The following is a 24,909-nucleotide window of genomic DNA, read 5'->3' as shown; positions in this document are numbered from 1 at the left end:
GTTTGTTAACAATGGAAACTCAGTTTTACTTGCTGTACCTGTAACTCCGCAACCAGCTAAGATTAGTGATAAAGATAAAAATAGTAGATGTTTCACACGTACTCCATATTTACGTATCGCCGCATCAAGCGGAACCTAACCAACTGTTTAAGTTCCAGTACGCCCGGCATGGGCATTGACTTATGAGGTGAAAGTCCTCTGTAGGAAGATCACCGTTTAAATAGCACACTGTTATTAAACGATAGACACTCGCGAATGGCAAGGGCTAAATCGCGAGAGATAGTCTGAAGGAAGCCGCTAGCATTCTTTATAAAAGTAAGTGCGAGCTGATGAACAAAAACATCATATGAGGCATAGGCGGAAGACGAGCTAATACAAAATAGCGAAGTCATGTGATCTAACGGCCGCTGTAGGGTAATAATGTGCTACTGGCGGCAATGGCGCTCTTTCCAAAGGAATAGCCCCAAAGTACGCAGTTTAATGAAATTGGGTGTTAGTGAGCGACTCGCCATAGCATGTGGTATCACCAGTACCAAAAGTAGGCGCTTGGAAGCGAAAGCCCTTGTCGAAGCTCAAAAAAAGGAATTAACATTGCGCTAGGCAATAACTACTTAACTTTACAAGGTTTAGTGTCATTGAGAGATATTTGGATCAATATTCATTACGGGAGATGAACCGCCCATTGAAAAGCGCATGGTGGGTGGTGTAGGGGCTGGAGGCCTCCGGCTATCCGATTAGGCGTTTCTCGCATCTAGCCTATTAAGCTTTCTTCAAATGCTGACTCACCTTCGTAGGTAATTTCATTTTTTTCCCAAGCCATTGAAGCACGAATCTTGACCCATGTGGAGCATGTGTCCCAATGAGGAAATCCAAGGTCGTAACTGCCATAGAGGTACTTATAATGAAATTTTCATTGGGGATTTCTACGAAATCTATGTTCGTCGATTCAAACCATGGGTTGTATTCGTAAAATGCCTCAATAAGGCTTTGATCCATCTTTCTGAGGCTTTCTTGTATCGAAGGCACACCAATCAACTGCCTTAATCCGAAAACATAGCTGTCTAGCGCAAACAAGTAGCCAGAATTAAAATTGACGCCGAAAGAGTTATAACGATTATCAGGATGTCCATAAGCTTCAATATTACTGATGAAATCTGATACTGAGAAAATATCAACTGACTCAGAAACAGCTGAATGAATCTTGACTGCTTCATTAGGTTTCGTTTTAACGCTTGAGAGTTGCTTATCTACTGAGCAGGCTTCTTGGTGCAGGGCAACAATGGGATGGCCACGGAACCGCTTTTCATTAACAGCGATTCCCCTCATAAGGAGAAAAGCCTTTAAGTATTTTTCGAGCGCTTGAGACGCAGCCCAGAAGAACGCACGATACATACCTTTTTGCGCTAAAAATCGAGCAGTTACGTAGTCCTCATCGGCGGGTTTAACGAAAGAATCGGTGATGACTTTAACAATGTATTTTTCTATATCAGCCTGCATCGTTTCTGGCAACTTTTCGAAGTGTTCAAGATCGTCTTTACACTTGAAACTGTATATGTAGCTCAATTTTCTCTCATTCATCAAATCCCGAATCCTTGCCTTTTGCCGACTGAACGCTCATTTATCTACTTAATATAGTTTTAACAAATAACCTAAAGCATTACTACCACTAAGTTTTTTAAAGCTTTAAACTGAAGTTTAATAGAGCAATATGCGCGCGTCGCTCATTATCATGAATATATACACAAAGAGCAGTTTGACCAATCAATTAACTATTATATTTAGCCAATCTCAATGACCGGTAATTGCTCAAAGCTGTTATTCAGCTTTAATATTTTTAAGGTTGGGTTTCGTTGCTCTCAACCACAACCTACGATGATACGTTTAACGCTGTTTTTAATACTTATCGCTTACAGCTGACGGCTTACAGCTTCTTTTTAGCTACTTTTAAAACCAATTCTAAAACCGCCCCAGTGTTTGCCATTTACATAAATGGGTACTGATAGGTCATGTAAAATTTCACCGGTATCACGTTTATAGGTTTGCAATAAAAAGCTCTCAGTGTGGCTACCACAGCGGCTGCCGGTGGCATCGTTGAAAATACGTTTAGTGCGGTTATTCACTAAATCTTGTTGGTAATTGCCAGTTAATGGCTGGCTGTAGCGCTTATTGTGGGTAGGGAAGTAACCTTTTTTGTCTACGGCACCAGCAAAAAGAATTTTGTCATTTTCAAGGGTAGGCTCTTGAATTGGCGGTAAAATTTTATCGGTTAAAGTATCGTATGGTGTTGTATATTTTGTGGGGTTAGTATTTTTAATTGCTTGATATTCTTGTGAGAACAACTGCTTTTCAGTTAATTGCTTCGTTTCTAGCAACTCATTAAATTTTACCGCGATTGCATTGCTTGCCGTTGTTGCGGCATTGAGTATAGGCTTAAAAAAGGCATTGTGTTCAACTTTACTGAGCTCTCTAAAGATGGTTTCAGATCCTATCGATAACATAGCTGCTTGTGATGAAATTGAGTTACCTTTGGTTGCTATTTCAGCTAGCAAGTGGCTGATACTTGATACAGAGGTATTTATTTGTGTGGTTGCTTGTTGAAAAGCAGATACTGCTTGCTGCATGTTTTCTAAGGTTGATGATGAGTCTGTAATATCATGATTTATTGTTAAAAATGCTTGGGTAACATTTTCGAGTTCGGTTTTCACTTCATCACTTTGTAAAGAAACCTGTTTCATATCATCATTTGTTTGCACGCTATTAGTATTGATCTCAGTTAGCATCTGTGCAATTTGTTTAGTGGCTTGATTGGTTTTATTGGCAAGATTACGTACTTCATCGGCAACTACAGCAAAGCCTCTGCCTTGTTCACCCGCTCGTGCTGCTTCTATGGCGGCATTTAATGCCAGTAAATTAGTTTGCTCAGCAATGGTTTGAATAACTTGGGTAATGCTTTGAATATCAGTTGCACTTTTTAACAATAAATCTAACTTACTTGCGACGTTAGTAATTGAGTTAGACAACGAATCAATTTGTTGTGTGGCTATTTGCAAGCGTTGCTCTGCTGATGTTGATGCCTGAGATGTTTGCAACATTGCTGCATTTACGATGGTGATACTATTAGTGAGTTCACTACTGTTATGGGATAACGCCTGTGTTGCAGCGCTAACCGATTCGCTTTCACTGTAACAACCATCAATCTCTTTAGTTAGGCTATCTACATAGAATCCGACTTCTGCTGCACCAATTGCATTTTGAGAGGTTGCCACTGTGATGTTTTGAGCAACATTGCTGAGTTGGGGCTGTTTATTAATGTCTGACGCAGGGTTTGGTTTTTTGTCAGTTAACTTGGCTGTAAAAGCGAATAGAGCAGTAAAAATTGCAATGATTAGCGCCGCGACTATCGATAGTTGCTCGAAGTAATATAGAAAACCAATACTGACAGCGAAGAGTGTATAGCATAGCGATTTTAAATTCATTCCATTGACCTTTGTTGAGTTGTAATTTTCAGTCTTAAATATAAAGCACAGAAAATCAATTAATAAAAGGTCTAATAGGGAAGTCGACTGATTGACTTAGCAAACAAAAAAGCCAACCCTAAGGTTGGCTTTTGCAGTAATCTATTGCAGTAATGAGCATCAACTCATTTTAGTAAGTTGCACTGCCTTTGGTACGTGGGAAGGCAATAACGTCACGTACGTTGCCCATACCAGTTACATAGGCAACTAAACGTTCGAAACCTAAGCCAAAACCAGAGTGTGGTACTGAACCGTATTTACGTAGGTCGCGATACCAGCTGTAGTCTTCTTTGTTTAAGCCCATTTCTTCTAAACGTGCATCAAGTACATCAAGACGTTCTTCACGCTGTGAACCACCAATGATCTCGCCAATACCTGGTGCTACAACGTCCATTGCAGCAACGGTTTTGCCGTCTTCATTTTGGCGCATGTAGAATGCTTTAATATCACGTGGGTAGTTTTTAATAACCACTGGTGCTTTAAAGTGCTCTTCTGCTAAGTAACGCTCGTGCTCAGATTGTAAGTCAACACCCCATTCAACGGCGTATTCAAATTTCTTACCACAGCTTTTAAGAATTTCTACTGCATCAGTGTAATCAACTTGTGCAAAATCTTTCTCAACAAATTCTTCTAGGCGCGTGATAGCTGTTTTCTCAACACGTTGAGCAAAAAACTCCATATCATCACGACGTTCTTCAAGCACCGCTTTGAACACATACTTAAGCATGTTTTCAGCAAGTTTGGCGATATCTTCTAAATCAGCAAACGCAACTTCTGGCTCGACCATCCAAAACTCTGCCAAGTGGCGAGAAGTATTTGAATTCTCTGCACGGAAAGTCGGGCCAAAAGTATAAATTTTTGACATCGCTGAGGCGTAAGTCTCACCATTTAACTGACCTGATACAGTAAGGAATGCTTCTTTACCGAAGAAGTCTTCGCTGTAATCAACATCGCCTTTATCTGTACGTGGCAAGTTTTGCATATCAAGCGTTGATACGCGGAACATTTCGCCTGCACCTTCACAGTCACTTGCGGTGATGATAGGGGTGCTGATCCAGTAATAACCTTGCTCATGGTAGAAACGGTGAATAGCTTGCGCTAAACAGTTACGTACACGTGTTACCGCACCAATCATATTGGTACGTGGGCGAAGGTGAGCGTGCTCACGTAAATACTCAATGCTGTGGCGTTTTGCCGACATTGGGTATGAGTCTGGGTTTTCTACCCAACCAAGTACCTGTACGCTATTTGCTTGAATTTCGAAAGATTGACCTTGGCCTGCTGATTGTACTAAAACACCAGTAACTGACACAGAGCAACCGGCTGTTAGGCTAGTAACTTCATCATAATTATTTAGTGAATTAGGTACTACCGCTTGAATAGGATCAAAACACGAACCGTCATGAACGGCTAAAAATGAAATTCCTGCTTTTGAATCGCGGCGTGTACGGATCCAGCCTTTAATTGTTACTTGGCTGTCTACCGCAACCTTGCCTTTTAATAGCTCTGAAATCGCTAAGTGGCTCATCTTCACTCCAATGATATAAGTTGCCTACATTAATATGTGCGCTATTGCACTTGAACGGTGTATCTTACCTTTGAATGTAAAATAAAAAAACATTCAAAAGTAACTCTTTGCTTATTCTTTTGCATTTTTGTGGTTTTTTGTCGTTTAAAACCTAGAACTTTAATTTTTTGTGATAAGAAACAACTTAGATCAAAATTTAAAGGCGATTTTCACTGCGATAAAAACGGGTTTTGTGGCATTATATGCAATTACGATATTTAAACTAACTTGCTAAACATATAGGTATTATGAAACAAGTCTTTATTTTACGTGGTTTACCAGGGTGTGGTAAGTCTTATTATGCGCAAAACCTAGCCGATGAAATGGTAGCGGGCGATCAAAGCCAATACTTAATTTGTTCGACCGATGATTATTTTTATAATGAGCAAGGGGAGTATCAGTTTGATAAGTTCAAACTGTCGCAATACCACAATTTAAATTTAGCTCGTTTTATAAATGCGTTAGCGCAAGAAATCCCACTTATTATTGTTGATAATACTAACATCAAGAAATGGGAATTTATTGCTTATAGCCAAGCCGCTGTTGCACTAGGCTACCAAGTTAAAGAAGTGATTGTGGGTGAAGTAAAAGACAAATCAATGCAACACCTGTACGCCAAACGTAATAGCCATAACATTCCACTGAAAATGATCAGCAAAATGGCTTATATGTTTGAGTGGTAATAATTACCCAAATTACGATTAGGTTGGGTAATTATTTGGGGTCTTGATGATATGCTAATAATGTTTTCCGGCAATTGCGGCGTAAATGGCGTTAGCTAATGTGGTGATATCGCCTGAACAACTAATATACGGTGGCATTAAATAGATAAGCTTACCAAAAGGGCGGATCCATACATTTTTACTAACAAAGAAAGCTTGTATCTTTGCTACATCGATAACAGTATCGAGTTCAACCACACCAATTGCTCCTAACGTTCTTACATCAACAACATGCTCAAGATCATTACAACGGTGTAATGCTTGCAGCGCATCGTTTAGGTGGGCTATTTGTGCTTGCCAGTCTTGCTCAAGTAATAAATCAATACTCGCACAAGCCACTGCGCAGGCCAATGGATTGCCCATAAATGTTGGGCCATGCATTAATACCCCAGCTTCACCTTCGCTGATACCAATGGCAATTTTATCTGTGGTTAATGTTGCAGATAACGTCATCATGCCACCTGTGAGTGCTTTACCTATGCATAAAATATCTGGCTCAATATCAGCATGTTCTACGGCAAATAGCTTACCTGTGCGGCCAAACCCTGTGGCTATTTCATCACAAATTAATAATACACCGTAACGATCGCATAGTTCACGCACGGTTCTTAAATACTCAGGATGATAGAAGTTCATTCCCCCTGCATTTTGTACAATTGGCTCGATGATAAAAGCTGCAACATGCTGATGATGTTCTTCGAAATACTGTGCAAGGTGGTGTGCTTCTTGTTTATCGAACTGTTGTCCAAACTGAGTCTTTGGTGCAGGCACAAATACATGCTCAGGTAAAAAGCCTTGATATAAAGAGTGCATAGAATTAATAGGATCACATACGCTCATCGCAGCGAAGGTATCGCCATGATAGCCTTTATAAGGCGTCATCAGTTTTTGTTTGCTGGTTACTCCTTGACTAAGCCAATATTGCAAAGCCATTTTTATCGCCACTTCAACACTTACCGAGCCGCTGTCGGCTAAAAATACTTTTTGCAACTTACTCGGGGTTATTGCAACCAGCTTTTTACAGAGCTCTACTGCTGGCTGGTGGGTTATGCCACCAAACATTACATGGCTCATTTTATTTATTTGGGCGTGCATCGCTTCATTTAAAACCGGATGATTATAGCCGTGAATAGCACTCCACCATGAGGCCATACCGTCAATAAGTTGCTCCCCCGTTTCTAAGTGAATAATATTGTGATTTGCATGCGTAACGGGGTAAACCGGAATAGGTTGAGTCATTGATGTGTAGGGGTGCCAAATGTGCTGACGATCAAAATCAAGGTCTATTGTTTGTTTTATGTTCATATGTAAACTTTAACTAAGTGAGCTTCGTTGACAATGGTACGGCAATACGTATTCTAAGCCAATAACACCAAGATCAAAAAATAAAAGAGAGTATTATGGAGCTTGCAACAGTTCGACACGATTGGACCCACAGTGAGGTGAAAGCCTTATTTGAAATGCCATTTAACGATTTATTGTTTAAAGCCGCCTCTGTTCATCGCGCTAATTTTAATCCAAACGAAGTACAAATTTCTACGTTGTTATCTATTAAAACCGGTGCTTGCCCAGAAGACTGTAAATATTGCCCGCAATCGGGGCATTATAAAACTGATTTAGAGCGCGAACGCCTGCTAGAAGTAGAAAAAGTGGTAGAGCAAGCGCGGTTAGCAAAACAAAAAGGCGCCACTCGTTTTTGTATGGGGGCCGCATGGTCAGATCCAAAAGACAGAGACATGCCATACATTTCGCAAATGGTAAAAGAAGTAAAAGCCCTTGGCCTTGAAACCTGTATGACTTTAGGCATGTTAAATAACGAAAAAGCCCATGAACTGCGCAGTGCAGGGCTTGATTACTATAACCACAACCTCGACACCTCACCTGAGTACTATGAGCAAATTATATCAACTCGCACCTTTCAAGACCGTCTTGATACTATAGGTAATGTACGAGACGCTGGTATGAAAGTCTGCTCGGGCGGTATTGTGGGTATGGGGGAGCAAGCAAGCGATCGTTATGGGTTATTAATGCAGTTAGCTAATTTACCCCAGCAGCCCGAAAGCGTGCCAATTAATATGCTAGTAAAGGTAAAAGGGACACCGCTTGAAAATGTTGATGACTTAGATCAGTTTGAGTTTATTCGTACCATTGCCACAGCACGTATTATGATGCCACACAGTTATGTACGTTTATCAGCAGGACGTAATGCGATGAATGAGCAAATGCAATCAATGTGCTTTTTTGCAGGCGCAAACTCTATATTTTATGGCGATAAACTATTAACAACAGAAAATCCAGAAGCCGATGCCGACATGCAATTAATTAAAAAGCTCGGGATGAACCCTGAAACAGCCGAAGACTATTCTGATGAAGCCGTTGCTGCGTCTTTGTCATCGCAAGTGGCCGATAAAGCAACCGCAGAATTGTTTTACGAAGCGTAAAGTGCTCAGTACTATGGTAATGGTTTAAAGTATCGCGTTGAAGGTTAAAGCATTTATGTCATTTGAATTTATAAACACCCATTTAGATGAACGCAAAGCGCAGCAGCTCTTGCGTAAACGCTATGTAGTACAAAGCGCAACGGCGCGTACTATTACGGTTAATGATAAAACCTACCTTAACTTTGCGAGTAACGATTATTTAGGGTTTGGCGATTCGCCGGTGGAGTTAACCAGCGCGCCATTACTAGGTAGCCACAGCTCAGCATTAGTAACGGGTTATCAACAACCACAGCAAGCGCTTGAGCAAGCTTTATGTAGTGCTTTGGGTTATGAGGCAGGCATGTTGTTTAATTCGGGCTTTAGCGCAAATAGCAGTGTTATTAAAGCCTTGTTTCAAGATAAAGCGACAGCGCAACACAGTGCGATTTTTCAAGATAAACTCAATCATGCCAGTTTAATTGATGGCGCATTACACGCTAACGCCGCGTTAGTACGCTTTAACCATAACGATATAAACCATTTACGCTCACGGCTAGAAAAATCAAAAGCGCGCAATAAGCTCATCGTGTCTGAAGGTGTGTTCTCAATGGATGGTGATACCGCGCCAATTAAAGCGCTATTTACCTTAGCAAAGCAGCATAACGCCTGGTTAATGATAGACGACGCCCATGGTTTTGGTGTTTTAGGAAAATCGGGGCTTGGCAGTTGTGAAGCCTTAATTGCAGCCGACACCTTGCCCGATATTTTAGTGATCACCTTTGGTAAAGCGGTTGCGAGTAGTGGGGCGTGCGTATTAGGTTCGCAGCATTTTATAGATTACATGCTGCAGTTTAATCGTGATTATACCTACTCAACCGCTATGTCACCGTTTATTGCCGCTCATACTTTGGCACGTATTAACAGCATAAGAGACGCCAACGACAGGCGAGCCAAATTAAATGCTAATATTGCGCTGTTTAAACGCCTAGCTAAAGAGCAGCACATTGCGTTAATGGAATCAAACACCGCGATTCAACCGATTGTTTTAGGCTGCGCTGAGCAAACGTTAAAAGCCAGTGAGCAACTAAAGCAGCAGGGCATTTGGCTAACGGCTATTCGCCCGCCAACTGTTTTACACAATACCTCGCGTTTGCGTATTACCTTAAGTGCAGCCCACACCCATGACGATATAAAACAACTCGTTGGTAGTTTACAAAAGGTCATTTCATGATAAGCCCGCAGGCAATTAAAACTAAGCCACTTAGCCCCACTACAGTGTATTTAGCTACTCAGGCTTTAAAAAAAACCACAGCACATAACTTTTCAAAAGCAGCAAACAGTTACAGCCTGCATGCTAATGTGCAAAAACAAGCGGCGAATGATTTATTTAAACTCATTAGTGCAAACCCTAAAAAGCTCTGTGTTGACCTAGGCGCAGGGCCGCTTGTTAATACTCAGGCTTTAAGGGCATTATTTGGCCAAGTTGTTGCCATAGATTTAAGTTTTAACATGCTAAAAAGCAGTGCCTTAAACACCCCTAAACTGTGCGCCGATATGGATAACTTACCGCTGCAAGCTAATAGTATTGATGTGCTATTTAGTAATTTTGCGCTGCAGTGGTCTGCTAATTTTGAAACCTTAATGCACTCGCTTTACCAAGCATTAAAACCAGGCGGGCAAGCTTACATTTGTACGGTTGTTGCAGGGTCATTAAACGAGATAAAAACCGCCTTTGCAGCGCTTGATTCACATAATCATATTAATCAGTTTGCAAGCCATAATAATATAAACCAATCGGTCGAAAAGGCAGGGTTTAAGATCAATACCTCAAAAAAAGTCATTTATACCGATCAACACAGCAGTGCATTAGCGGCTATAAAATCGATTAAAGCCATTGGTGCCACCACACAAAATCATGCAACAAGTCGTCGTGGTTTATTAACTAAATCAGCACTAAAAAAAGTCTGTGATGCCTATCCGCTTGTAAACAATAAAGCCCATGTATCTTACCATGTAGTATTGTTATCATTAGAAAAAGCCCAGTAAAAATAATAAGGCCATGCCATGAACCAGTTTTTTATTACCGGTACCGATACCGACGCCGGTAAAACTCATGTAACCAGTTTGCTGCTAAAGTTACTCGCACAACATAAAAAGCGCGCAATAGGTTTTAAGCCGATTGCCTCTGGGTGTGAAATGGCGTTTGAGCAGCTCGTAAACGCCGATGCGCTAATGCTAATGGAAAGTGCCACAGTCAGCGCTAAATACGACATAATTAACCCATTTGCATTTGCGCCGCCAATAGCTCCCCACATAGCTGCAGAGCAAGCGGGTATAAACATAACAGTAGAAAAGCTGAGCATGGCTTATCAACATGTTAAGCAACAAGGCGCAGATTACCTGTTAACAGAAGGCGCGGGTGGTTGGGCTTTACCTATTAATAATAACGAGTATTTATACGACTGGGTAAAAGCAGAGCAACTGCCAGTAATATTAGTGGTCGGGATGAAACTAGGCTGTATAAATCATGCATTACTCACGGCAGCACATATGCAAAGTATGGGTGTTAATTGCATTGGCTGGATTGCTAACCAAGTTGATGCCACTATGGATGAATACCAAGCAAACCTAGATTCACTGAAAACACGTTTACCATTTCCACTGCTTGCCATTAGCCCATACACAGAGCAAACCCCTAAATTACAAATTTATAAAACCCTGCTTGAAAAATTATCAATAAATCCATAAATAACCCTTGTGTTGTGACATAGTTTGTCACAGAATAGCGCTGACGTTATGACATAGTGTGTCATAACGCAGTGATTGCTCAATGCCGATCAAACATAGTAAATCGCTCAGCAATAAATGTTATTTTTGGAGAACTCGTATGAAACGTGTATTTTTGTTTTTATTAACTAACCTCGCGGTTATGTTGGTATTAGGTGTGGTGCTTTCAATCATAATGAGTGCGCTGGGCTTAAGCCATCGTAGCCTTGGCGGAATTTTACTAATTGCGACTGTATTTGGTTTTGGTGGATCGTTTATTTCGTTATTTATGTCGAAATGGATCGCAAAAAAATCAACCGGTGCGCAAGTGATCACCCAACCTCGTACCGAAACCGAACAATGGCTGGTAAACACTGTGGCTGCTCAAGCTAAAAAAGCCGGCATTAACATGCCAGAAGTGGCGATTTACGACAGCCCAGAAATGAACGCCTTTGCAACCGGCCCAAGTAAAAATAATTCGTTGGTGGCGGTAAGTACGGGTTTATTACATAACATGAGCCAAGATCAAGCAGAAGCCGTACTGGCGCACGAAGTATCGCATGTTGCTAATGGCGACATGGTAACGCTAACGCTTATTCAAGGTGTGGTTAATACTTTTGTTATTTTTGCCGCGAAAGTGCTGGCTGGCATTGTAGATAACTTTATCAATAGCGATGAAGAAGAGGGCGGCAGCAGCTGGACTTACTTCTTATTCGATATGTTATTCCAAGTATTATTTGGTGTATTGGCAAGCATAGTGGTTGCCCATTACAGCCGAAAACGTGAATTTGCAGCCGATAACGGCGCAGCTCAGTTGGTAGGCGCAGATAAAATGCGTTCAGCCCTTGAGCGATTAAAGCAAAACCACCCATCGCAATTAGAAGGCTCAATGATGGCCTTTGGTATTGCCAGTGGTAAAGGCATGGCTGAGTTGTTTTCATCTCACCCACCGCTTGACGCACGAATAGACGCACTACGTCGTTAAAAAAATTCAAGTTTTTCACAGTACTTGTAAACAAAAAGCCTGCATTTGCAGGCTTTTTTATGTTTAATGTTTTTTATTGCGATTGAATAATGTCAGTAATGCCCTCTGGCGAGAGTATTTCAATCCAGTAACCGTCTGGGTCTTTAATAAAGGCAAGGCCTTTCATTGAGCCGCCATCTGGCTGTTTTACAAACTCCACATCGTATTTAGCAAAGCGTTCGCACGCTGCATATACATCTGGCACGCTAATACCAATATGGCCAAAGCCTTTTGGTTCTTCATTACCACTGTGATAACCGCTAAAGCTGTCGTCGTTTTCAGTACCCCAGTTATGGGTAAGCTCAATCAGTGCAGGGCGGCGAAACACCCACTGGGTTTTTTGTTTATCATCGCCTTTAGGCATATCTTGCTCATAGCCTAAAAAGTACAAGGTAAACTCCATACCAGGAAAGTCGTACTTACCTAACAACTTCATGCCCAATACGTTTTCATAAAATGCCAGCGACGGTTTTGGATCTTTAATACGCAACATAGTTTGCTGCATCACATAGCCCTCAGTGGCCTGTGTAATTTGCTCTGGAGATTCGTTATAGCTAGACATGAAATAATCCTTAATGGATTTAAAAAGGCAGGGTGTGCGCTCATCATAATCAACAGCAGCAAAAATTAAAACCACCGAGCTAAATTACCAGCCAGTGAGCTGAATGTTTTATAAGCAAAAAAATGGCATATTTAGCGATACTGTTTATTTGCACAGTGTTGGTGTTTTATCTAATATTACTGATCTCCACCATTTTGGGGTATTTCTGCATTTATGAAGTATGAGCCGAAGCTAACTAGTTGTTTACAGATGTTTATTTGAGGGCTAAGATAAATGCAATGTAATATATAGACATTTGTCGGTTTTATAAAGCGACAGATGTCGTAGATAAAGTTGTTATACATCCTTGAGGTACGTCACATTTTAATCCGAGCTATAAATAGTCAGAGGAAGTTAAAGCCTTATTTTTATTCGCAGACTGTGAAAGTAGGTTCTGTTGGTTGCACCTTAGGAATTATCATTGCGTACAACTTGTTCTTTGTAATAGCTTCCAGCTTAGGTATTGAGGCTGATGTGCCTATTCGTAGCTATAGTGGTGGTTTAATGTCGGCCGCATTCGCTTTGTGTATATTGGCTTTGGCAGTCTCGCTGTATATATTTTGTCTAGTATCAGGCGCTATTTATTATGGCTTTAAACTCAAGAAAGAACTTATTAGTAAAGATGAATTCATGAATATTGTATTCAAAGGGGTTTACCCAACTCGTTGGCAAAAGAGGTTGTAAGGCGGATGTATAACAAACCAAGTCAGCGGGAATTTTACTCGCTGAAAAATACTCATAAAATCCCCTGCTTGGGGCGTTACGAATAATATAGGAATCTAGCCGATGGATGGTTACTTACAGACAGGACTCGGAATACTTGTATCGTTAATACTATTTGTGGTCGGGTACAGGCAAACTATTGGTGCTAGAAAGGAAAGGGCGAAGAATGCAAACAGCTCCGTCCATCGAGCGATAATGCGTCGGATGGTTCTAGAAGATTATGCTCCGGTATACAACGATGTAACCAGACTCATAGAAGGGAAGGCAAGGGAGTTTCAGGTTTCCTTAAATTTGCTTTTCTCAGAAGAGCAGATATTGAACAGTCTATATACTGAGGTTTTTGATAGTGATCTAAAAAAACCAAATGGGGTCAAATCTTGACTTCAGACATCAAATTCATGCGGCAATTTTATAAGCTGTTTTTAAAATAAAATGCTGGTGGTTCACTGGCTAATTAATTTCTGAGTTAAATTAAGGAAAAAGATTTTTTATGGAAGGTATTAATTATGAAAGGTATTAAACGTATTTGGTTTTGGTTTACGCTAGTTGTGTGCCCATTGTTGATTATTTTAGGCGTGGCTACCTTTGCACAGTTATTAGGGCAGTACATGTATTCTCAGCAATTTAGTTTCTCGTCACTATCAAGCTTTCAAATTGCGTTTATGGGGGGCGGAATTTGTGCGTTTTCTGTATTTTTAAACACATTAAAAGAAGCAAAAAATACGCTTTTTTGCAAAATGAGTTAGTTAATAAGGAAAAGTACGTTTGTTGGTGGGCTAGCTAGGTTTGCTTGGTTTTGAGCCTGTTTTAAAACGGGTGTAAAATTAACAGCTATTAAATGGATGATTCAAGGATGAACAAAGGATTATTAAAATCGTGGAATGAAGAGAAAGGCTTTGGCTTTATTAAAAACCAAATGGGGTCAAATCTTGACTTCAGACATCAAACTCATGTAGCAACCTTATAAGCGGCTTTTAAAATGCTGGTAGCTTATAAGCTAATTAATCTCTAAGTTAAATTTAAAATAAAAGGATTTTTTATGAAAGGTATTAAACGTATTTGGTTTTGGTTTACGCTAGTTGTGTGCCCATTGTTAATTATTTTAGGTGTGGCTACCTTTGCTCAGTCATTTGGGCAGTACATGTATTCTCAGCAATTTAGTTTTTCTTCGCTATCTAGTTTTCAAATTGCGTTTATGGGTGGCGGAATTTGTGCGTTTTCTGTATTTTTAAACACATTAAAAGAGGCAAAAATACGCTTTTTTGCAAAATGAGTTAGTTAATAGGGACAAAGAGAGGTTGTTGGTGGGCTCGCCAAGATGTGATTGGTTTTAAGCCTCTTTTAAAACGGATGTAAAATTAACAGTTATTAAATGGACGATCCAAGGATGAACAAAGGATTATTAAAATCGTGGAATGACGAGAAAGGCTTTGGCTTTATTAAATCAACCACACTGCAACACGATACCTTTATACACATTTCATCGCTCAAACATATGAGCCGTAAACCTAAAGTGGGCGACATTATTTACTTTGAGGTAGCGACTGAGCCTAACGGTAAAACCAAAGCTGTAAATTGCCGTATTGAGGGCGTATTGGCACAACCACAAATAAAAGCCTCTACAAGGCCGGTTAAAATAAGTAAAACGTCACGTAAAAACTCACCGTTAATGAAACTTATAACGCTTGGTATTATTTTTAGTATTGGTTTTAGTGTGTATAAAACCGGTTTTTTAAATACCAAGCAAACACCAGTAGTGACTAATGCTAACTTAGAGTCATTTATGCCCGCTAGTTCAAACTCAATTACTAAAACACCACCAACATTTCGTTGTGATGGCCGCCAACATTGTAGCCAAATGACTTCCTATGCAGAGGCGTTATTTTTTATTCAACATTGCCCCAATACTAAAATGGACGGTGATGGAGATGGCGAGCCCTGTGAACGGCAGTTTGGGAATAGGTAGTTTTTATATTGGGGTTATTAATAAACTAAAAATTAGTTGATGCCTGTTAAGTGGAATACGATTTTTAGTAATACAGTTATAAATAGCTGGTGGATTAAAAGCCATTTACCATGGAGGTTGTTATGTTTAAAGTAATAATTGGATGTGCTGTTATATTTTCGTTTGTTTGTATGTTACTCGCCGCCGCACCTTTTACGCCTGCGATATCAGGATCATTTAAACCAAATGGGGTCAAATCTTGACTTCAGACATCAAATTCACACGGCAAACTTATAAGCTGCTTTTAAAATGCCGGTGACTTACAAGCTAATTAATCTCTAAGTTAAATTAAGGAAAAGGATTTTTTGTATTAAATATAAAAGGCATTAAACGTATTTGGTTTTGGTTTACGCTAGTTGTATGTCCATTTTTGATTATTTTAGGCATGGCTACCTTTGTACAGTTATTAGGGCAGTACATGTATTCTCTGCAATTTAGTTTTTCTTCGCTATCTAGCTTTCAAATAGCATTTATGTGTGGCGGAATTTGTGCTTTTTCTGTCTCTGATAAAACGGCTGTAAAATTAAAAATAATGAAATGGACGGAGATAGAGATGGCGAGCCCTGTGAGCGGCAGTTTGGAAATAAGTAGTTTTATATTGGGGTTATTGATAAATCAAAAAGTTAGTTGAAACCTGTTAGGTGGAATACGATTTTTGATAATACAGCTATAAATAGCTGGTGGAAAAAAGGCACGATAAGGTGCTTTAAGTTAAGCTATATTGAATTAACTGTTAAACACCATGGAGGATGTTATGTTTAAAATAATAATTGGTTGTGCTGTCATATTTTCGTTTGTTTGCATGTTACTCGCCGCTGCACCTTTTACGCCTGCGATATCAGGATCATTTATTATGCTGTTGTTTGCAGGAGCTATTGGATACAAGGGCTACCTGCAATCAAGTTTGATATTGCTGTTAATTAATACGCTGGCGGTTATTGGTAGCCCAGCTACAGATATAGGCAACACTAATACATTACTGTTTTTACCGATATTATTTTCAATCTCATTTGGTGGTGTTTTATTAGGCGTAAGAAAGTTAACTTTAAAACACGTTTTGTAGACGAATGACTTGGTGAGGTTTGAGGTAAGCTTTTTTTTATTAAGCAATAAGGTGTAGCAGCGCTTTGCTCCCTTTGTGAAAAAAGCCTTTAAAGAGCTATTTGCACAAAGAAAAATGAAAGAGGAGCAAACGAGAAGAAAAATAGCCTTTCACATTGTTTGTTTCCTCTAACAGCAAAGCGTCTCTTAGTTCTCCTTGTGAATAAAGCTCTTATGTTTAAACCTAATGTGGTATCAAATAGTTGTTACAAACTTAGAATCAAAGCGCTTCAAAAATGGCTGCAATGCCTTGCCCACCGCCAATACACATTGTGACTAGCCCATATTTGCCATTAATTCGTTTGAGTTCGTACAAGCATTTAGTTGATAAAATTGCGCCCGTTGCGCCAACAGGGTGGCCTAAGGCAATTGCACCGCCATTCGGGTTTACCTTATGCGCTGGGAAATTTAACTCGTTGGCAACGCACAGAGCTTGTACTGCAAAGGCTTCGTTAGACTCAATTACATCCATATCATCAATGGTTAAGCCTGTTTTTTCAAATACGTGTTTTACCGCAGGAATTGGGCCGGTGCCCATTAACGAGGGATCAACGCCCGCTCTGGCATAACCTATTAATCGACCAAGAGGTTTTAAGCCTTGCTCATTCGCTTTTTGCTCAGACATGAGTACCAACATGGCTGCGCCATCGTTTATACCTGATGAGCTTGCTGCGGTAACGGTTCCATCTTTTTTAAAGTAGGGCTTTAAGGTAGCGAGCTTCTCGGTTGTGGTATCGGCTCGCACGTGTTCGTCAGTATCAAAAATATGGCTGCCACTTTTTGATTTGATTTCAATAGGGAGTATTTGCTGTTTAAAATGGCCTGCAGCAATCGCTTTTGCTGCGTTGTGATGACTTTGAGCTGCGTAAGCGTCTTGCTGGTCGCGGCTAATAGTGTATTTATCTGCAATGTTTTCAGCGGTTATTCCCATTGGGTTATTATCCCAAGGGTCTTGTAATGTGGAGGTGAGTTCATCTTGCATGATGCTATTGCCCATTTTTTGCCCCCAGCGATTACTTTCGAGGGTATAAGCTGAGTTACTCATGCTTTCAGCTCCGCCAGCAAGGGCTGCGTCTACATCACCTAATTGTATTTGTTGTACTGCTTGTATAATGGCTTCAAGACCAGATCCACATAATCGGTTGAGAGTTACTGCGTGACTACTAATAGGTAACCCCGCATCTAGCCCAATGACTCTTGAAAGGTATGCGTCTTTAGGGCCGTTATGAATTACTTTACCGACTACAGTGGAGCCAACTTGGTTGGGTGATAGCTTGGCTCTGGCTAGTGCTTCTTTCGCACATAGAGTGCCTAGCTCGGCGGGCGTGAAATGTTTAAGGCTGCCACCAAAGCTGCCGATAGCGGTACGAACTGCGCTTAATATAACTACGCTATTGTTATTAAGTTTTGTCATTATTTTCTCTTCTTATTTTTAAACTTTATTCGCTTTGTTATAAATGAAGCTACTTAAGAACCAAAGGGATCTAAATTTTAGGTAATTCATCAAAACACAATTAAGCAATAAACAAAAGTAACAGCCGTATCCTGTTTGTTAATAAAGCCTATCAATTTATTTGAACATATAGATAAGTAATATGGCTTTTTCTAGATTTTAAAATAATTTATTTAGTTGGGCTCTCATTTTAACGATAACCCAATGTTTAATTTATAAATAATAAATAAGTAAGACACTCACCTTAATTTTTGCATTTTACAAAGCTAAATACTAAGTTTTAATTAGTGTGAAAAATAATCATGGTGCCGCTACAAAGTATTATCACTGTATTTCACGTTGTGTTCGCCGAGCATTTTTATGTGGTGAAGACTGCTTTACAGGAAAGTCTTATGAACATCGCAGAGGGGGGAAAGGCAAGTTACTTGCTTTAGTCGCAAAGACATTTTGTATTTATATATGTGCTAACGCCGTAATGAATAACCAGCAAAATGTAGCAACGTTAACAACAGCGAAAAACTACTGGCCAGTACTTATACCCAGCTAAAACGTCAAATATTGCCCCAAGGCAAGGGTTTGCATGTCAGTAATTTTGGATTTGTAGAATAAAAGCTTCCCAAGATAATTGTAAATGTAATTTTGAATGAGTTTTAGGCGGTAAATTGATTTGATCTGAACTTATTTGATGCTATTTTTAGGTGATTTTAAAATGGGGGAGTCATTTTTACTTGTTACACCGCTTCGCGGCATCAAAATTGTCGTAAAACTCAGCGTTAGTTCTCAAGGATGAAAATTTTGAAAATAATTATAGTTTGCATTTTACTCGTATTGTTCGTGTTCTATTGGATTCGTCCACTGGCTAACCCTGACATTACAGAATATTATCCTCCAATCATATATTCTGATGAGACCTATTTTTCAATTACGATCCCTGTGGAAATTGATTTAAAGGATGATAAGCGATCATTCACAGAGTTGTTTAATGCCTACGGTTTTAGCGGCAATGGCCCATCTATAGAGCAAGTTGTGAGAGCAAATACACATTTTGCATCTGTTCAATTTGATAGCGAAGGTGATGCATTTTTTATGTATACGTCAAATGAAGAGCAGTATTTGTCGATTTTAAATGAACTACGCTGTATGGAAGAAATTGCCTGTTTAAAAAAGTGGGTTAAAACCGCGCGATGGGTGTTGATTAAAGAGTGAGAGCAAATCGGATAGCCGGGGGTCTCTAACATCAAGCCCCAGACTGCTCATCATGCGCTTTTTATTAATAGCAAGTGCAATGGGCGGATCATCTCCCATCATGAATATTGATCCAAATATCTCTCAATGACACTAAACCTTGTGACGCTAAATAGTCATTGCCTAGCGCAATGTTAATGCCTTTTGTTTTTGAGCTTTGACAAGAGCTTTCGCTTCCAAGCGCCTACTTTTGGTACTGGTGATACCACACTATATGGATATGGCGAGTCGATCACTAACCTTCAACTTGATTAAACTGCGTATCTAATTAGTGCGTACTATTTTTATAAAAAGCACCACTGTCGCCTGTAACACATTATTACTAAACGGGGGATCTTGTGTTCTAAACCCACGGTTAGTCGATAAGCGTTGGAAGACTGCAAGTAAGTTACATCGACAGAATGAAGCTCAAAAAGACAGCTCAATAGGGCTATGACAGCTTTTTATTTAAGAAATGGTAAAAGGTTAGGCTGTATTGAGCCTGTTTGCTTGTAAGTAAACTGTGCAATATTACAGTTTAAAATGCATGAATAAATTGACCTTACACGGAAAAACGAAAGTAATGCTTTCATTGCATTATGCGGCAACTTTATTGTCTTGCTCATAATATAGAAAAGCTACTTGCTTAAAACGTCAACCAAACAAAAAGCTGCGCATTGCAATAATGCACTTTTTAGTGTGTTTGTTATTTAGGTTTTTTATCATGAGTTGTTTATTTGCATGATAAATTGAGAGCATGTTAGGGGACACAGTAAAATTACCAGATAAAAATCATGTTTAGTCTGAGATTATTAAAAGTGGGTGTCTATTTTATTGTTATGGTGGGTATTGCTAGTGGTTAATACTAGTCGTGTTAAGTTACTGACCATTTATAGCGACAGATAAATACAGTGATAACAAGGCAGGAATTTTGACATGTAGTTGTTCTCGGCAATTGCTCCTGCATTGCTCTACCTCCTGCATCCATGCTGTCGTACATAAAAAATCACTAACGCAGTCAGCACTTTATTTAGCCCGCTAGAATGGTTAAATATTTAAGTCGATTGGTATAAGGTATGGCTGAGTTATTCTCTTCACCCCCACCACTTTATGGTCGAATTAACGCGTTACGTTAATTTTCAATTTACCCCACAAAAAAAGCCAGCGATGCTGGCTTTTTTTGTGGGGTAAATTTGATAATGATAAACAGGAAAGTTATGAATTACCTGAACCTTGGGTAAGGGATTTATTATCCTAAGTTCAGATTAATTACAGCCTTTTTGAATTGGTTGTGTTGTGACATTTACGACGAAGTCATTGTAGTCTCTGTCGTTTTGATCTTCCCAATATTGCTTAGTACCACTGGCTTTATAGGCTGTTTTAAGATTGTTTGCATTACCGTTCACGGAAAGTACGTAAACGATTGAATCACTGGCTTTAACGTCGTAATAACCTGATGCTCCATGCTCATCTAACAATTTAATATATTGGTTATTAACCTTAATACCCCAATCATTATTATAACCAGAATTTTCAGAGATAAAAGAGTAACTGATCCGTGTGTAATTCTCGGCAATACACTGAGCATCATCATTTAAGATAGACGCTGGTAGAGAACTTGAACCAGTTACATTAAGCTGAGCAACGGCATTGACGGTAAAGGTTTTAGTTTCACTATAGTCATCGTTATCAATTGTTGGGATTGTAAATGAAGCAGTTGTTTCACCTGCCGCAATAGTAATGACTTGATCAGAGAAACTGTAGTCGCTACTTGTTGCTGTTCCTGCTGAAGTCGATACATAAATATCACTATCTTGTTCATAACTATTGCTTAGCTCTAGTTTATAAGATAATGCGCTACCTTCGTCTACTGAATCAACAATAGGTACAATAGTAAAGCTTGGAATATCTGACACGGTGCAAACTGGTGCATCGTAGCATGCAACTGATTCGTTAAAATTAGTTGCTAAATCATTTAAACGTACTGGAAAATCTGCAACATGGCAGGTATTGCCAGTGTTTTTATTTACTTTGTACAACTCAGATTTATTAGAATGGCCTAGATCAGTTAAAATAGTTCGGCTTAATACAATATCACCTTGCTGGTTAAGTGCAGCGCCTGTGACAGTCGTTAAGTTGTGATCAGATAATTTTGTTGCCGTAAGTTCCTGCACATTCACAGTATATAAACTTGTACTGGTGACTAAGATTAATTCACCATTTTTAAATACCATGTCACCACGCCAGATACCTTGGTCATTTTCAAGGCCTGTAATATTTCCAAGTAAAGTTGTTTCGCTAGTTTCAGGATCGATCGCGTATAGCTTATCTTTATATGATCCAAGTAAGCGATTATTTTGTTGGTCATACACTAAACGATACATGTTACTTGTTCTGCCAACTTCAACATGTTCGTTTGTATCTAAATCAACATAGGCCAATTTGATGTACTTAAACTTACTGCCACTAATAGGTAGAGATTTGAGCTCTGTTGAATTAAAACCTAAGTGCTCAACATCTACTTGATATTCAATAGGGCGAGGTGCTGAGATGTAATACAAGCGATTTGTTTCCGGAATATGAGTAAGCGCTGAAGAGCTGTATTTAGCTCTAGAATGTGCTTGAGTTTGTTGTGTATATTCGTCTAGTTTAAATATAATACCGGTGTCACCGCGTCCAGCATTAATACCATAAAGTTGACCGTTACATTGGTTTGCATGCGCAACTTGCAAAGATGAAAGGATAGCAACAGACAGGGTTGTAATTTTTAGCGTTGTTTTCATTTAGAGTAGGCCTTTTAACGAGGATCCATTGTTACAGCTATAGTTAGTCTGAGGTAATTACAATTTGGTTTATAGCTGCCTATCCTTGTTCCCAAAATTGTATTGCTTAATTCCTATAAGCCGAGCGCATCCGTTATTAACCTCAAAGTATTGTACAATTATCCTAATGGTTGATTACAAAAGCAACATATCTTAACGAACGGTTGGCATTTATACACGAAATGCTGGCTAAATTGAGGTGTTTTATAATACTAAAGGCTTTATTTTGTATCTTTAACGGGGAATTTTAAGTTGTGGCTATTTTTGTTCACGAGCAAGCTGGTTAGGTAATAACTGTTCAATGATTTCACGTGCAGGTAACGTATAACGCACACCATCAAACATAACAGATGTAAATTCATTAATGCTAGTAATACCTGTAAGGGTCCAACCTTCACCGCGCTTTGGGCAATACACTGTGGTTGTAGGTTGTATTACTTTAAATTCGTCATTCATAATTAGCTCAGTTATTAACTTGTATGGCGGGTATCTTAAGGGAATAATAGCGGGCTTTAAAGCCGTAATTTAATTTTATTTATGAACAATGAGTTTGCACTAAGTCGAATCACATTAAAGCCAATTAAGCATAGGGACTGTAGTGCGTTGTGGGCTATTTTGTCTGAGCCGTTAGTTGCTCAGTTTAATGACTATGCAGTGCCACTTGCACGTGATGACGTAAAACAACTGATCCAAGATGATATTACTGGCATGTATGAAGGAAATACGCTGCGCTTTGGAATGTACTTACTAAATACGTCGACCTTGATTGGCTGCATTGGTTTATATGATATTGAAGAAGATACTGCTTGGTTAGGTTTTGAGTTGTCACCAAATCATTGGGGGAATGGGTTTATGTCTGAAGCATTAGCATTTATGCTAACAAATATAACAGCCGTTGTTGCGCAGTTAGGCAATGAGTTGAGCATTACTAATTTACAGGCGAAAGTGGCGACAGAAAATAGCCAAAGCCAGCAACTACTTCGCCGTTTTAAATTCACTCATGTAGCGAGTGAACAATGGTTGTATCAACTGTAAATCACACTTTGTTACATAACGGTAGTTTAATTAAAAATACAGAAAGGGTATTGTTTTTAAAACAATCTTTACCTGAAAGCTATGCTGCTATTAAAAAAACTAAATCGCACTGCAATCATAATTCTATTGAGTACAGCCGGCTTCATTGCATGCGCTATTGTCATTTATAAATATAACGCGCATTACACGTCAAATTTTAAAGACATCACTATTTATTCTCAGGTATTGGATGAAAGTAGGAAAGTGTTTATTCGTTTACCTAACAATTTTGAGCCAAATAAGCGCTACTCCTTGATCATTAGAACCGATGGTAACTTTAATCTTACGCAGTGGGATTCAGTGATGACTGAGTTACCAGCGCAGCAAGATACAATTTTAGTGTCTATTCCTAATCAATTTTGGACCTTTACCAGAAATCGTGATTTAGTGCCGCCGTATGCACGCCAAGATGTGAATACCCAAGCAAGACCAGCAAGTGAAAATTCACCAGAATTATTTGGTCAAGCAGATCAATTTTTGGCTTTTATTGAAGGTGAGTTATTACCGTATTTAGAATCACATTATAAGCTAGATAATAATCGTGTTTTGTCGGGCTATTCAGCAGGAGGGAGTTTTGTTTTATACACTATGAGTACAAAGCCTTGGCTGTTTAACGGTTATTTTGCATTTAGTCCGGCTGCTTGGTACGACGATATGACCGTTGTAAAAGAGTTTGATCGATTCTTATCGCAACGATGCCTCAATACAGACGATAACATACCGCTGTCGCTCTATATAACAGTAGGAGGCGCCGAGCATCCTTTAATGTTAAGTGCCTTTGCTGGTCTTAATAATAGCCTTAACATATATGCTAATGATATTATTTGGAATAGCAGAATTAATGAAGGTTTAGAGCACAGGGAAAACCCGGTGCATAGTGTTAAGCAGGCACTCGATTTCTATAATTCATCAATAAACTAATATGCTTAACTAAATAATAAGACAGTAATAAACCACAAAAGAACACATCATACTATATTTGTTAATTAAGATAACTCTGCATAAAAAGTTATTTTCAACTAAAAGCTATCAAGAAGAATCATGAGCTTGATAAATCAAAGTTAGTAATTCGATTAAACGTATCACAAGAGTTATGTTTATTTGGCTATGGAGGGATCTTCATTGATACAACGACAACGTCTTAAATCAAAAAATATCAGTAAACAGTCGGTAATTGCAGCGAATTAGTAGGGGTTTAGAAGGTGAGTTTTATTTACACACTAACGACGTTTAATTTATCAATAGATAAGTTACAGAGTTTGCACTTAAACATAGAAAATCGCTATTACTTTAAGTTAAAAGCTTAAATTTAATGCCCAAAGTGAAACACAGCGTGAAATAAGTTGTCGCTAAAGAATAGATATTTTGCTGGTGAGTTGACGTAGCATTTTTTCAGGTTCTGGCGCAGGTTCATTTAACCCTGAAATAATGGTCATAAAATAACAATCTAACATCACACTTGCTTTTATATCGTCAAACTCTTGCTGTTCATTGAACAGCCGTTTTTTAAACTCACTCATTTGCTGTTCAAAAAAAGCTGCTTGCCAAATCATATCGCTTATCAATATTTTACTAAATTCAATGTTATTACAATAAAATTCAAACAACGGTAGGGCATAGTGACGTAACTTAAGCCTTGGTGCATGTTGGCGATCAGTTAAACTAGCCTGATGAATGATCGTATCTATTTGTTGCTGCATTCCTGCTTTTAGTAAGTCGATTTTATTTTCGAAATGACTAAACACAGTACCAACGGCCACATTAGCCGCTTTTGCAATTTCTCGTGTAGATGTATGAGCATAACCTTGCTCTAAGAATAACAGCCAAGCCGAGGTAAGAATTTTATTATAGGTTTGCGTTTTTTTATTCATTGTATATCAATTAATTATATT

At 39.1% G+C, this 24,909-nt stretch carries 24 protein-coding genes and 1 pseudogene; 16 read left to right on the top strand and 9 right to left on the bottom strand.

Annotated features, from left to right (window positions below):
• Positions 1–759: 759 nt before the first annotated feature.
• The 3 genes from H5154_RS15600 to asnS all read right to left on the bottom strand — a co-directional run bounded on the left by H5154_RS15600 (position 760) and on the right by asnS (position 5,043).
• Complete coding sequence (locus H5154_RS15600; protein WP_182718874.1) at positions 760–1,578, bottom strand: HEPN domain-containing protein; 819 nt, start codon at positions 1,576–1,578, stop codon at positions 760–762.
• Between the two features lie 356 nt (positions 1,579–1,934).
• Positions 1,935–3,476, bottom strand: coding sequence for a methyl-accepting chemotaxis protein (locus H5154_RS15595; protein ID WP_182718873.1), 1,542 nt, complete (start codon positions 3,474–3,476; stop codon positions 1,935–1,937).
• 169 nt (positions 3,477–3,645) lie between these two features.
• A complete protein-coding gene (asnS, locus tag H5154_RS15590) occupies positions 3,646–5,043 on the bottom strand; it encodes an asparagine--tRNA ligase (RefSeq protein ID WP_182718872.1) in 1,398 nt (465 codons plus the stop codon).
• Between the two features lie 287 nt (positions 5,044–5,330).
• Here asnS and H5154_RS15585 point away from each other — a divergent pair, with 287 nt between their 5' ends.
• Positions 5,331–5,765 (top strand): AAA family ATPase, encoded by a 435-nt coding sequence (locus tag H5154_RS15585; RefSeq protein WP_145233300.1) that lies wholly within the window; start codon positions 5,331–5,333, stop codon positions 5,763–5,765.
• 54 nt (positions 5,766–5,819) lie between these two features.
• On the opposite strand, the gene bioA is transcribed toward H5154_RS15585, so the two are convergent.
• Positions 5,820–7,109, bottom strand: a complete 1,290-nt coding sequence (bioA, locus tag H5154_RS15580; RefSeq protein ID WP_182718871.1) for an adenosylmethionine--8-amino-7-oxononanoate transaminase — start codon at positions 7,107–7,109, stop codon at positions 5,820–5,822.
• A 95-nt stretch (positions 7,110–7,204) separates the two neighbouring features.
• On the opposite strand from bioA, the gene bioB reads away from it, so the two are divergent.
• The 5 genes from bioB to htpX all read left to right on the top strand — a co-directional run bounded on the left by bioB (position 7,205) and on the right by htpX (position 11,975).
• Positions 7,205–8,245 (top strand): biotin synthase BioB, encoded by a 1,041-nt coding sequence (gene bioB, locus H5154_RS15575; protein ID WP_182718870.1) that lies wholly within the window; start codon positions 7,205–7,207, stop codon positions 8,243–8,245.
• A 55-nt stretch (positions 8,246–8,300) separates the two neighbouring features.
• The gene (locus tag H5154_RS15570; RefSeq protein WP_182718869.1) at positions 8,301–9,455 is read left to right on the top strand and encodes an 8-amino-7-oxononanoate synthase; all 1,155 of its coding nucleotides are present in this window, start codon (positions 8,301–8,303) and stop codon (positions 9,453–9,455) included.
• A complete protein-coding gene (locus H5154_RS15565) occupies positions 9,452–10,270 on the top strand; it encodes a methyltransferase domain-containing protein (RefSeq protein WP_182718868.1) in 819 nt (272 codons plus the stop codon). The genes H5154_RS15570 and H5154_RS15565 overlap by 4 nt, the downstream gene beginning before the upstream one ends.
• Positions 10,271–10,288: 18 nt before the next feature.
• Positions 10,289–10,972, top strand: coding sequence for a dethiobiotin synthase (bioD, locus tag H5154_RS15560; protein WP_064666215.1), 684 nt, complete (start codon positions 10,289–10,291; stop codon positions 10,970–10,972).
• Between the two features lie 139 nt (positions 10,973–11,111).
• Positions 11,112–11,975: a protease HtpX gene (htpX, locus tag H5154_RS15555; RefSeq protein ID WP_064666216.1), complete on the top strand. Its 864-nt coding sequence runs from the start codon at positions 11,112–11,114 to the stop codon at positions 11,973–11,975.
• A 73-nt stretch (positions 11,976–12,048) separates the two neighbouring features.
• On the opposite strand, the gene gloA is transcribed toward htpX, so the two are convergent.
• Positions 12,049–12,576 carry a lactoylglutathione lyase gene (gene gloA, locus H5154_RS15550; RefSeq protein ID WP_182718867.1) on the bottom strand — a complete coding sequence of 176 codons (528 nt, stop codon included), beginning with the start codon at positions 12,574–12,576 and terminating at the stop codon, positions 12,049–12,051.
• A gap of 420 nt (positions 12,577–12,996) precedes the next feature.
• Between gloA and H5154_RS15545 the strand changes: the two genes are divergently transcribed.
• The 6 genes from H5154_RS15545 to H5154_RS15520 all read left to right on the top strand — a co-directional run bounded on the left by H5154_RS15545 (position 12,997) and on the right by H5154_RS15520 (position 16,406).
• Positions 12,997–13,299 carry a hypothetical protein gene (locus H5154_RS15545; protein ID WP_310736220.1) on the top strand — a complete coding sequence of 101 codons (303 nt, stop codon included), beginning with the start codon at positions 12,997–12,999 and terminating at the stop codon, positions 13,297–13,299.
• Positions 13,300–13,844: 545 nt separating this feature from the next.
• Complete coding sequence (locus tag H5154_RS15540; RefSeq protein WP_182718866.1) at positions 13,845–14,084, top strand: hypothetical protein; 240 nt, start codon at positions 13,845–13,847, stop codon at positions 14,082–14,084.
• 107 nt (positions 14,085–14,191) lie between these two features.
• Positions 14,192–14,305, top strand: a complete 114-nt coding sequence (locus H5154_RS15535) for a cold shock domain-containing protein (protein ID WP_220493413.1) — start codon at positions 14,192–14,194, stop codon at positions 14,303–14,305.
• Positions 14,306–14,377: 72 nt separating this feature from the next.
• Positions 14,378–14,611: a hypothetical protein gene (locus tag H5154_RS15530; protein WP_182718864.1), complete on the top strand. Its 234-nt coding sequence runs from the start codon at positions 14,378–14,380 to the stop codon at positions 14,609–14,611.
• A gap of 114 nt (positions 14,612–14,725) precedes the next feature.
• Positions 14,726–15,304 (top strand): cold shock domain-containing protein, encoded by a 579-nt coding sequence (locus H5154_RS15525; protein ID WP_182718878.1) that lies wholly within the window; start codon positions 14,726–14,728, stop codon positions 15,302–15,304.
• A 793-nt stretch (positions 15,305–16,097) separates the two neighbouring features.
• Positions 16,098–16,406: a DUF6419 family natural product biosynthesis protein gene (locus tag H5154_RS15520; protein ID WP_182718863.1), complete on the top strand. Its 309-nt coding sequence runs from the start codon at positions 16,098–16,100 to the stop codon at positions 16,404–16,406.
• Between the two features lie 258 nt (positions 16,407–16,664).
• Here H5154_RS15520 and H5154_RS15515 read toward each other — a convergent pair whose 3' ends face one another.
• The gene (locus tag H5154_RS15515; RefSeq protein ID WP_182718862.1) at positions 16,665–17,858 is read right to left on the bottom strand and encodes an acetyl-CoA C-acyltransferase family protein; all 1,194 of its coding nucleotides are present in this window, start codon (positions 17,856–17,858) and stop codon (positions 16,665–16,667) included.
• A gap of 322 nt (positions 17,859–18,180) precedes the next feature.
• Here H5154_RS15515 and H5154_RS15510 point away from each other — a divergent pair.
• A pseudogene (locus tag H5154_RS15510) lies at positions 18,181–18,393 on the top strand (hypothetical protein); the annotation flags it as partial.
• Positions 18,394–18,731: 338 nt separating this feature from the next.
• Positions 18,732–19,103, top strand: coding sequence for a hypothetical protein (locus H5154_RS15505; RefSeq protein WP_182718861.1), 372 nt, complete (start codon positions 18,732–18,734; stop codon positions 19,101–19,103).
• A gap of 1,283 nt (positions 19,104–20,386) precedes the next feature.
• Here the strand turns inward: H5154_RS15505 and H5154_RS15500 are convergent.
• Both H5154_RS15500 and H5154_RS15495 read right to left on the bottom strand, forming a co-directional pair.
• Positions 20,387–21,904, bottom strand: a complete 1,518-nt coding sequence (locus tag H5154_RS15500; protein ID WP_182718860.1) for a Calx-beta domain-containing protein — start codon at positions 21,902–21,904, stop codon at positions 20,387–20,389.
• Positions 21,905–22,201: 297 nt separating this feature from the next.
• On the bottom strand, positions 22,202–22,399 hold the full coding sequence (locus tag H5154_RS15495; protein ID WP_145233335.1) for a hypothetical protein: 198 nt from the start codon (positions 22,397–22,399) through the stop codon (positions 22,202–22,204).
• A gap of 81 nt (positions 22,400–22,480) precedes the next feature.
• On the opposite strand from H5154_RS15495, the gene H5154_RS15490 reads away from it, so the two are divergent.
• Together H5154_RS15490 and H5154_RS15485 are read left to right on the top strand one after the other, a co-directional pair.
• The gene (locus tag H5154_RS15490) at positions 22,481–22,978 is read left to right on the top strand and encodes a GNAT family N-acetyltransferase (RefSeq protein WP_182718859.1); all 498 of its coding nucleotides are present in this window, start codon (positions 22,481–22,483) and stop codon (positions 22,976–22,978) included.
• A gap of 81 nt (positions 22,979–23,059) precedes the next feature.
• Positions 23,060–23,938: an alpha/beta hydrolase gene (locus H5154_RS15485; RefSeq protein ID WP_182718858.1), complete on the top strand. Its 879-nt coding sequence runs from the start codon at positions 23,060–23,062 to the stop codon at positions 23,936–23,938.
• Between the two features lie 428 nt (positions 23,939–24,366).
• On the opposite strand, the gene H5154_RS15480 is transcribed toward H5154_RS15485, so the two are convergent.
• Positions 24,367–24,888: a TetR/AcrR family transcriptional regulator gene (locus tag H5154_RS15480; RefSeq protein ID WP_149981170.1), complete on the bottom strand. Its 522-nt coding sequence runs from the start codon at positions 24,886–24,888 to the stop codon at positions 24,367–24,369.
• Between the last annotated feature and the right edge of the window lie 21 nt (positions 24,889–24,909).

It is taken from the genome of Pseudoalteromonas sp. SR44-5, assembly GCF_014163675.1.
In the GTDB taxonomy this organism is placed as follows: Bacteria; Pseudomonadota; Gammaproteobacteria; order Enterobacterales; family Alteromonadaceae; genus Pseudoalteromonas; species Pseudoalteromonas rhizosphaerae.
Note: the sequence above shows the minus strand (reverse complement) of the source record. Positions and strands in the feature narration are given on the sequence as shown.

Bases quoted from the DNA above. Each gene is read 5' to 3' on its own strand.
- H5154_RS15600 (WP_182718874.1), bottom strand. From the start codon at position 1,578: ATGAATGAGAGAAAATTGAGCTACATATACAGTTTCAAGTGTAAAGAC.
- H5154_RS15595 (WP_182718873.1), bottom strand. From the start codon at position 3,476: ATGAATTTAAAATCGCTATGCTATACACTCTTCGCTGTCAGTATTGGT.
- asnS (WP_182718872.1), bottom strand. From the start codon at position 5,043: ATGAGCCACTTAGCGATTTCAGAGCTATTAAAAGGCAAGGTTGCGGTA.
- H5154_RS15585 (WP_145233300.1), top strand. From the start codon at position 5,331: ATGAAACAAGTCTTTATTTTACGTGGTTTACCAGGGTGTGGTAAGTCT.
- bioA (WP_182718871.1), bottom strand. From the start codon at position 7,109: ATGAACATAAAACAAACAATAGACCTTGATTTTGATCGTCAGCACATT.
- bioB (WP_182718870.1), top strand. From the start codon at position 7,205: ATGGAGCTTGCAACAGTTCGACACGATTGGACCCACAGTGAGGTGAAA.
- H5154_RS15570 (WP_182718869.1), top strand. From the start codon at position 8,301: ATGTCATTTGAATTTATAAACACCCATTTAGATGAACGCAAAGCGCAG.
- H5154_RS15565 (WP_182718868.1), top strand. From the start codon at position 9,452: ATGATAAGCCCGCAGGCAATTAAAACTAAGCCACTTAGCCCCACTACA.
- bioD (WP_064666215.1), top strand. From the start codon at position 10,289: ATGAACCAGTTTTTTATTACCGGTACCGATACCGACGCCGGTAAAACT.
- htpX (WP_064666216.1), top strand. From the start codon at position 11,112: ATGAAACGTGTATTTTTGTTTTTATTAACTAACCTCGCGGTTATGTTG.
- gloA (WP_182718867.1), bottom strand. From the start codon at position 12,576: ATGTCTAGCTATAACGAATCTCCAGAGCAAATTACACAGGCCACTGAG.
- H5154_RS15540 (WP_182718866.1), top strand. From the start codon at position 13,845: ATGAAAGGTATTAAACGTATTTGGTTTTGGTTTACGCTAGTTGTGTGC.
- H5154_RS15535 (WP_220493413.1), top strand. From the start codon at position 14,192: ATGAACAAAGGATTATTAAAATCGTGGAATGAAGAGAAAGGCTTTGGC.
- H5154_RS15530 (WP_182718864.1), top strand. From the start codon at position 14,378: ATGAAAGGTATTAAACGTATTTGGTTTTGGTTTACGCTAGTTGTGTGC.
- H5154_RS15525 (WP_182718878.1), top strand. From the start codon at position 14,726: ATGAACAAAGGATTATTAAAATCGTGGAATGACGAGAAAGGCTTTGGC.
- H5154_RS15520 (WP_182718863.1), top strand. From the start codon at position 16,098: ATGTTTAAAATAATAATTGGTTGTGCTGTCATATTTTCGTTTGTTTGC.
- H5154_RS15515 (WP_182718862.1), bottom strand. From the start codon at position 17,858: ATGACAAAACTTAATAACAATAGCGTAGTTATATTAAGCGCAGTTCGT.
- H5154_RS15500 (WP_182718860.1), bottom strand. From the start codon at position 21,904: ATGAAAACAACGCTAAAAATTACAACCCTGTCTGTTGCTATCCTTTCA.
- H5154_RS15495 (WP_145233335.1), bottom strand. From the start codon at position 22,399: ATGAATGACGAATTTAAAGTAATACAACCTACAACCACAGTGTATTGC.
- H5154_RS15490 (WP_182718859.1), top strand. From the start codon at position 22,481: ATGAACAATGAGTTTGCACTAAGTCGAATCACATTAAAGCCAATTAAG.
- H5154_RS15485 (WP_182718858.1), top strand. From the start codon at position 23,060: ATGCTGCTATTAAAAAAACTAAATCGCACTGCAATCATAATTCTATTG.
- H5154_RS15480 (WP_149981170.1), bottom strand. From the start codon at position 24,888: ATGAATAAAAAAACGCAAACCTATAATAAAATTCTTACCTCGGCTTGG.